Below are 7,985 nucleotides of genomic sequence, written 5' to 3'. Positions count from 1 at the left end.
CGCCCGGCGCACGTGCGCCGGGCGGGCCCGATCCGTTTTGGGTGCGCCTCGCTCAGTGCGCGACGAACTCGCCCTCTGTGTCGGCCGGGCGGCGCACGAACGCGCTGCCCACGATCGCGACGAGCGACAGGATCGCACCGACGAGGAACGCCGTGTGGATGCCGGTCGCCTCGGCAGCCTCGGGGGAGGCCGCGACCGGCGCTGCGGCCGCACTCGCCGCCGCCATGACCGTGATGAAGAGCGCCGTGCCCGCCGCGCCGCCGACCTGCTGCACGGTGCCGACGATCGCCGAGCCGTGCGAGTAGAACCGGGGCTCGACCGAGCCGAGCGCGGTCGTGAACAGCGGCGTGAACATGAACGCCAGACCGGCCGAGAGCACCACGTGCGCTGCGAGCAGCCACCAGGCCGAGGTCGTCTCGTTCACGAGCGTCAGCGACCAGAGCACGCCGCTCACGACGATGCTGCCGGGCACGAGCAGCGGCCGGGGGCCGAATCGGTCGTAGAGGCGACCGACGGTCGGCCCGAGCAGACCCATCACGAGTCCGCCGGGCAGCAGGAGCAGGCCGGTCACGATCGGTTCGAGGTGCAGCACGTTCTGGAGGTAGATGGGCAGCAGGATGATCGTGCCGAACAGGGCCGCCATCATGACCGTCATCAGCGCGATCGAGATCGCGAAGTTCGCCGACTTGAAGGTGCGGAGATCGAGCAGCGCGCGGTCGCCGCGCTGCAGCAGGAGCTGGCGCACGACGAAGCCGAGGATGCCGAGGGCTCCGGCGCCGAGCGAGATCCACATCTGCGCCGGGGATGCCGTGCCCGCCGCCTCGCCGCCGATGAGGCTGAGGCCGTAGACGAGTCCGCCGAAGCCGATCGCCGAGAGGATGACCGAGAAGACGTCGAGCGGCAGGCGCTTGGGCGTGTTCACGTTCTCGACGCGCCGGATGCCGATCACGAGCATCGCGACGGCGATCGGCAGCACGAGCCAGAACATGAAGCGCCACGACAGGAAGCTGAGGATCAGGCCCGAGATCGTGGGCCCGATCGCGGGGGCGACCGAGATCACGGTCGAGACCCGGCCCATGAACCGGCCGCGATCGGAGGGTGCGACGAGCGTCATGAGCGTGGTCATGAGCAGCGGCATCATGATCGCCGTGCCCGACGCCTGCACGACGCGCGCGCCGAGCAGCACCTCGAAGCCCGGGGCGAGCGCGGCGATCAGCGTTCCGGTCGAGAACAGCCCCATGGCGGCGATGAAGACGGCCCTGGTCGAGAAGCGCTGCAGCAGGAAGCCGGTGATCGGGATGACGACCGCCATGGTGAGCATGAAGGCGGTCGTGAGCCACTGCGCCTCGGAGATCGTGATGCCGAGGTCGGTCACCAGGTGCGGGATCGCGACGCCCATGATCGTCTCGTTGAGGATCACGACGAACGCGGCGGCCAGCAGCAGCCAGATCACGCGCGAGTTGCGTTCGCCGTGCAGTGCCTCGGCGTCGGAGTGGTGGTGCTCGCCGACCGTCGTCGGGGTCGGGTGCGCGGCGCTGTCTGCGGCGCTGTCGGCGGGTGAGAGGTCTGGAAGGGCGCGTTCGGTCACGGTGCGGATCCAATCGGCAGAAAGTGGATGTGGCGCGTCGTCGCGCTGGCAGAGCATCGGAAGTGACCGGAGTCACCGACCACAGGGACAACCGCCGGCGCGCGCCGGGCTATTCCCGAATCGCGCGAAGCATCGCAACGTATGGAACCGCGGTGCGGAAGCGGCGGATCAGGGAGCGGGCGCGGGCCCGTCGATCGGCGTCGGCCGGGGCAGCCAGTCGTTGAACATGGACTCCTCGGGGGCCAGTTCGGAGCGCAGTCGCTCCGCCTGCTCGGCGTCGACCTCTTCGGCCTCGTTCTCAGGGGTGTTCGCGTCGGTCATGACTCCACGATAGACCGCACGGCCGACACGGCAAGGGCGACGGATGCCGCGGCATCCGCGATCTCCTCGTCGGTCGTCGTCGGGCCGAGCGTGAACCGCACGGCCGTCTGCGCGAGGTCTGGCGCGATGCCGATGGCGGTGAGCACGTGCGACGGCTCGCTGCTGCCCGCCGCGCACGCCGAGCCGCTCGAGCACGTCACGCCCATCCGGTCGAGTTCGAGCAGCACGGCCTCGCCGCTCGTGCCGGGGAAGACGAACGACACCGTTCCCGGCAGCCGCCGCTCGGGGTCGCCCGTGAGCACGGCGCCGTCGACGCCGGCGATCACGGCGTCGCGCAACGCGAGCCCCTGTCGGGTCGCGCGCGCCGCGGCATCCGACCGCTCCTGCTCGGCGAGCCGCAGCGCGGTGGCGAAGGCGACCGCACCGGCGACGTTCTCGGTGCCCGACCGCCGGCCGCGCTCCTGGCCGCCGCCGTGCAGCACGGGCTCGAGCGCTACGTGCCCGCGCGCGACGAGCACGCCGGAGCCCTTCGGCGCACCGACCTTGTGCCCGGCGAGCGAGAGGGCGTCGACGCCGAGCCCGGTCGGCCCGTCGAGCCGCAGGTCGAGGTGACCCGCGGCCTGCACGGCGTCGGTGTGCATGAGCGCGCCCGCGCGGTGGGCGACGGCGGCGAGCTCGGCCACGGGCTGGATCGTGCCGATCTCGTTGTTCACGAGCTGCACCGAGACGAGCGCGGTCTCGGGTCGGATCGCGGCTTCGAGCGCCGAGGGGTGCACGAGGCCGCCGGCATCGACCTCGACCTCCGTCACCGAGAAGCCGTGGTGACGCACGAGGAAGTCGGCCGACTCGAGCACCGCCTCGTGCTCGATGGGGGAGACGACGAGGTGGCGCCCGCGCGGCCGTCCGAGCGCGATGCCCTTGATCGCGAGGTTGTCGGCCTCGGTGCCGCCGCTCGTGAACACGACCTCGCCCGGTCGGCATCCGACGACCGCCGCGACCTCCGCCCGCGCCCAGGCGAGAGCGCGAGCCGCCTCGTCGCCGAGCTCGTGCCGGCTCGACGGGTTGCCGAACGAGCCCGTGAGGTACGGCCACATGGCCTCGATCGCCTCGCGGCGCACCGGGGTCGTGGCGGCGTGGTCGAGGTAGATCACGGTCGCACCGGGCCCGGCTCCGCTCGCCGGCCGATCGCGCCCGTCGCGGCGGCATCGTCGAGGCCGAGGCCGAGGGCGATGTCGATGTCGAGCCCGAGATCCAGTGCCCGCGCCGAGTGGGTGAGCGCGCCGACCGAGATCACGTCGACGCCGGTCGCAGCGATCGCGGCGACCGTGTCGAGGTTCACCCCGCCGGACGCCTCGACCACCGCGCGCCCGGCGATGCGCCGCACGCCCTCGCGCAGGTCGTCGAGCCCGAAGTTGTCGAGCATGATCGTGTCGGCGCCGCCGTCGAGCACGGCATCGAGCTGGTCGAGCCGGTCGATCTCGACCTCGAGGTGGGCCGTGTGCGGCATCCGCTCACGCGCCTCGCGCAGCGCCGAGGCGAGGTCGACGCCGTCGGCCGTGAGCACGGCGAGGTGGTTGTCCTTGGCCATGATCGCGTCCGACAGCGAGCGCCGGTGGTTGCGCCCGCCGCCGTCGCGCACGGCCTGGCGTTCGAGGCTCCGCAGCCCCGGCGTCGTCTTGCGCGTGTCGACGATGCGCGCCCGCGAGCCCTCGACGCCCGTCACGGCGGCGACGTACCGGGCCGTGAGCGTCGCGACACCCGTCATGCGCTGGCTCAGGTTGAGCGCCACGCGCTCGGCGGTGAGGATGCCTCGGGCGGGTCCGTGCACGCGTGCGAGCACGTCGCCCGCCTCGAACCGGTCGCCGTCGGCGGCGAGCCGTTCGACCTCGATCGACGGGTCGACGATGCGGAACGCCGCGGCGAACACCTCGATGCCGCTGAGCACGCCGGGCTCGCGCGCGACGAGCGACGCGGTCGCCGTGGCATCCGCCGGGATCAAGGTCTCGCTCGTGAGGTCGCCCCAGGGGGCGTCCTCGTCGAGGGCTGCGGTGACGATGCGGTCGATCTCGCGGCGGTCGGTGCTCATGCTGCCTCCTCGGCGTCGTTCGCGGGCACGAGGTCGTGCAGGGGTCTGGTCGGTGCGGAGGCCTCACGAGGGGCCGTGCGCTCGGCGGGCGCCGCGGCATCCGCCCTGAAGTGGGCGCCGCGGCTCTCGGCGCGCGCCGCTGCGGCGGCGACCGTCAGGCGTGCGAGGTCGAGCAGGTTGCGGTCCTCCGCGGTACGGCGGTCGCGCACCTCCGGCGCTCGCCAGTGCTCCAGGCGGGCGGATGCCGCGGCGAGCCCGCGCCCCGACCGCTCGAGCCCGACGTGCTCCCACATGAGCGCCTGCAGGTCGGTGCGATCGACCGGCGTCGCGTGCGAGTCGTCGGATGCGACCCGCGACCCGCCGTGCGCAGGCGCGCCGGCCGCGGCGGGTGCGCCCGGGTGCCGGACGACGCGCACGCCGCCCGCCTTCGCGTCGATGGCCCGCGCCGCGCGATCGGCGAACACGGCCGCCTCGAGCAGCGAGTTCGAGGCGAGGCGGTTGGCCCCGTGCACGCCGGTGCGGGCGGTCTCGCCGACGGCGTACAGCCCGGGCAGCGAGGTGCGCCCGTCGAGGTCGGTGACGACGCCGCCCATGGCGTAGTGCGCCGCGGGCGTGACGGGCACGGGCTCGGCCGCCCAGTCGAACCCGGCCCCGCGGCAGGCCGCGCCGAGCCCCGGGAACCTGCGGTCGAGGAAGGCCCGGCCGAGCGCGGTGGCGTCGAGCGTGACGGGCTCGCCGCCCTGTTCGAGGCTCCGGCGCCACACGGCGCGGGCCACGACGTCGCGCGGCGCGAGCTCGGCCTGCTCCGAGATCTCCGTCATGAAGCGGTGCCCGTCGCGGTCGCGGAGCACGGCGCCCTCGCCGCGCACGGCCTCGGAGATGAGCGGGGTGCCCGGCGCCGCGAGCGCCGTGGGGTGGAACTGCACGAACTCGAGGTCGGCGACCTCCGCGCCCGCGCGCCACGCCGCCGCCACGCCGTCGCCGGTCGCCACATCGGGATTCGTCGTGTGCAGGAAGAGCTGCCCGGCGCCGCCGGTCGCGAGCACCACGGCGTCGGCGCGCACGTCGACGAGGGTTCCGGATGCCGCGAGCAGGCGCGCACCGACGACCCGCACGCCGTCGTGCTCGGCGCCCGATGCGCCCTCCGAACCCGCGTCGCCCGCCTCCTCGACGAGCAGGTCGACGAGCATCGTCTGCTCGTGGATGCGCACGGCGCGGCGCCGCACGGTCGCGACCAGCGCGTGCTCGATCGCTGCCCCCGTCGCGTCGCCGCCGGCGTGCAGCACGCGGGCGCGCGAGTGCGCCGCCTCGAGCCCGCGCGCGAGACCGGAGTCGCCGTGGTCGAACGCGACGCCGAACCGGATCAGGTCGCGCACCCGCGCCGGGCCCTCGTCGCACAGCACGCGCACGGCCTCTGCATCGCAGAGGCCCGCACCCGCGGCGAGAGTGTCGGCGAAGTGGCGCTCGGCCGAGTCGTCGGGGAACAGCGCCGCGGCGATGCCGCCCTGCGCGTGCCGGGTGTTGCCGTCGGCGAGCTCGGTCTTCGTGACGAGCTCGACGTCGTGGCCCGCGTCGGCCGCCCGTACCGCGGTCCAGAGGCCCGCGATGCCGCCGCCGACGACGAGCACGTGCGCCATGGTCAGGCCCCGGTCGGCACGGCGTCGGCGGGCACGGGCGCAGGGGCGACGGATGCCGGCGGCTTCGCCGCGAGCATGCGCTCGAGGGCGACGCGTGCGGGCTCGGCCACCTCGTCGGCGACCGTGATGCGGTTGACGACACGACCGGCGACGAGCTCTTCGAGCACCCACGCGAGGTAGCCGGGGTGGATGCGGTACATCGTCGAGCACGGGCAGACCACGGGGTCGAGGCAGAAGATCTCGTGCTGCGGGTACTCGGCGGCGAGGCGCTGCACGAGGTTGATCTCGGTGCCGATCGCGAAGGTCGAGCCGGCGGGGGCCGCCTGGATGGCCTTCACGATGAAGTCCGTCGACCCCGCGGCATCCGCAGCGTCGACGACGGGCATGGGGCACTCGGGGTGCACGATGACCTGCACGCCGGGGTGGTCGATGCGCGCCTGGGCGATCTGGTCGACCGTGAAGCGGCGGTGCACCGAGCAGAATCCGTGCCACAGGATCACGCGCGCGTCGGCCAGGTCGTCGGCCGAGTTGCCGCCGAGCGCCTTGCGCGGGTTCCACATGGGCATCTGCTCGAGCGGCACGCCGAGCGCCTTCGCGGTGTTGCGGCCGAGGTGCTGGTCGGGGAAGAACAGCACGCGCTGCCCCCGCTCGAACGCCCACTCGAGCACGGTCTTGGCGTTCGACGACGTGCAGACGATGCCGCCGTGGCGGCCGACGAAGCCCTTGAGCGCGGCCGACGAGTTCATGTACGTGACCGGGATCACCGGCACCCGCCCGTCGGCGTCGGTCGCCTCGAGGTCGCCGTAGACGTCTTCGAGCTCGGCCCAGCACGCCTCGACCGACTCCTCGTCGGCCATGTCGGCCATGGAGCAGCCGGCGGCGAGGTTCGGGAGGATGACGGCCTGCTCGGGCGTGGAGAGCAGGTCGGCCGTCTCGGCCATGAAGTGCACGCCGCAGAACACGATGGCCTCGGCGTCGGGGCGGGTGAGGGCGGCGTTCGCGAGCTGGAACGAGTCGCCCACGAAGTCGGCGTGCTCGACGACCTCGTCGCGCTGGTAGAAGTGGCCGAGCACCACGACGCGGTCGCCGAGGGTCGCCTTGGCGGCGCGGATGCGGTCGTGCAGCTCGGCGTCGGTCGCCGTCTTGTACGACTCGGGCAGGGCGCCCTGGCGCGGCGACCCGGTCGGGATCACGTCGCCCATCGACGAGCCCGGCCCGTAGGCGACGGGGCCGGCGTCGAACTCCCACGGCCCCTTCGCGAGGTCGGGCGAGCACGTGCTGCCCGCGGCCTTGCCGGTCTGGATCAGCTGGATCGAACGGTCGACGGATGCCGCGAGCCGCGTGTCGGCGGGCTGGACGAGCGTCATGGGTGTCTCCTCAGGTGCGGTGCGACGGGGATCCGGAACGCCCCCTGGATGCCCGCCTCGGCGGGATCGGCGGGGCGGTACAGCTTGGGCGGGCGGTGCGGGGTGCCGGTGCGCACCTCGCCGGTCTCGACGAGTGCGCCGGACGCCTCGACCGTGCGCCGGAAGTTCGCGGGGTCGAGCGGGCGTCGGAGCACGGTCTCGTAGACCTCGCGCAGCTCGGCGATCGTGAACGTCTCGCCGAGGAAGGCGTGGGCGATCTGCGAGTAGCCGAGCTTCGTGCGGAGGCGACCGAGGGCGTAGGCGACGATCTCGTTGTGGTCGAACGCGAGTTCGGGCAGGTCGTCGGCGTCGAACCACCTGACGTTGGGATCCTCGATGGCGCCCGTCGTCTCTTCGGGGCGCACGAGGGCCCAGTAGACCACCGACACGACGCGCTCGTCGGGGGAGCGGTCGGGGGCGCCGAAGGTGTAGAGCTGCTCGAGGTAGCGGGGCGTGACGCCGGTCGTCTCGTCGAGCGTGCGGGCCGCAGCGCCCTCGAGCGACTCGGCCGCGCCGAGCCATCCGCCGGGGAGCGCCCACCGGCCCTCGCCGGGTTCGCGCAGGCGGCGCACGAGAGGGATCCAGAGCGAGCGGTCGGCGGGCTGCTCGGCGTGCGCGGGCGCCTCGCCGGGTGCGACGCCGGGGTCGCGGGCGAAGATCACGGTCGACACGGCGAGGCGTGCGTCGGCCAATTCGATCGTGCGAGGCATCCGCGCCTCCCTTCGTGTCATCGTGACTCTAAGTACACGAGCATCTTACAGTCGAACTGACACGAAGCCAAAACGTGTGACGGCATGCGGTGCGAGCGAATCATCTAATTGGCTGAAAGTGGCACTCCAGGTCGCGCAGGAGGCCGAGAATGTCATTATTCGGTTTCACGAAGCCGACATGTTCATGACATGATGCCGAAACACCTCCCCGGTTCACTGACGAAACGAAGAAGGAGC

General features: G+C 73.0%; 7 protein-coding genes. All 7 read right to left on the bottom strand.

The features are described 5' to 3' along the window. Positions 1-52: 52 nt before the first annotated feature. Positions 53-1,588 (bottom strand): MDR family MFS transporter, encoded by a 1,536-nt coding sequence (locus tag ACFVS8_RS04595; protein WP_387058107.1) that lies wholly within the window; start codon positions 1,586-1,588, stop codon positions 53-55. 168 nt (positions 1,589-1,756) lie between these two features. Beyond that, a complete protein-coding gene (locus ACFVS8_RS04590) occupies positions 1,757-1,909 on the bottom strand; it encodes a hypothetical protein (RefSeq protein WP_387058104.1) in 153 nt (50 codons plus the stop codon). Beyond that, the gene (locus tag ACFVS8_RS04585; protein ID WP_387058101.1) at positions 1,906-3,060 is read right to left on the bottom strand and encodes a cysteine desulfurase family protein; all 1,155 of its coding nucleotides are present in this window, start codon (positions 3,058-3,060) and stop codon (positions 1,906-1,908) included. Before ACFVS8_RS04585 ends, ACFVS8_RS04590 begins: the two co-directional genes overlap by 4 nt. Then, entirely contained in the window at positions 3,057-3,995 is a 939-nt protein-coding gene (gene nadC, locus ACFVS8_RS04580; protein ID WP_387058098.1) for a carboxylating nicotinate-nucleotide diphosphorylase, read from the bottom strand. Before nadC ends, ACFVS8_RS04585 begins: the two co-directional genes overlap by 4 nt. Next, on the bottom strand, positions 3,992-5,632 hold the full coding sequence (nadB, locus tag ACFVS8_RS04575; RefSeq protein ID WP_387058095.1) for an L-aspartate oxidase: 1,641 nt from the start codon (positions 5,630-5,632) through the stop codon (positions 3,992-3,994). Before nadB ends, nadC begins: the two co-directional genes overlap by 4 nt. Positions 5,633-5,634: 2 nt before the next feature. Next, positions 5,635-6,999 carry a quinolinate synthase NadA gene (nadA, locus tag ACFVS8_RS04570; RefSeq protein WP_387058092.1) on the bottom strand — a complete coding sequence of 455 codons (1,365 nt, stop codon included), beginning with the start codon at positions 6,997-6,999 and terminating at the stop codon, positions 5,635-5,637. Then, on the bottom strand, positions 6,996-7,748 hold the full coding sequence (locus ACFVS8_RS04565; protein WP_387058089.1) for an NUDIX domain-containing protein: 753 nt from the start codon (positions 7,746-7,748) through the stop codon (positions 6,996-6,998). Before ACFVS8_RS04565 ends, nadA begins: the two co-directional genes overlap by 4 nt. Positions 7,749-7,985 lie beyond the last annotated feature (237 nt).

Origin of the sequence: Agromyces sp. NPDC058110, from assembly GCF_042884735.1 — a bacterium.
Taxonomy (GTDB): domain Bacteria; phylum Actinomycetota; class Actinomycetes; order Actinomycetales; family Microbacteriaceae; genus Agromyces.
Note: the sequence above shows the minus strand (reverse complement) of the source record. Positions and strands in the feature narration are given on the sequence as shown.

Excerpts from the sequence above, each read along its gene's own strand:
- ACFVS8_RS04590 (WP_387058104.1), bottom strand. The coding sequence starts at position 1,909 with ATGACCGACGCGAACACCCCTGAGAACGAGGCCGAAGAGGTCGACGCC.
- nadC (WP_387058098.1), bottom strand. The coding sequence starts at position 3,995 with ATGAGCACCGACCGCCGCGAGATCGACCGCATCGTCACCGCAGCCCTC.
- nadB (WP_387058095.1), bottom strand. The coding sequence starts at position 5,632 with ATGGCGCACGTGCTCGTCGTCGGCGGCGGCATCGCGGGCCTCTGGACC.
- nadA (WP_387058092.1), bottom strand. The coding sequence starts at position 6,999 with ATGACGCTCGTCCAGCCCGCCGACACGCGGCTCGCGGCATCCGTCGAC.
- ACFVS8_RS04565 (WP_387058089.1), bottom strand. The coding sequence starts at position 7,748 with ATGCCTCGCACGATCGAATTGGCCGACGCACGCCTCGCCGTGTCGACC.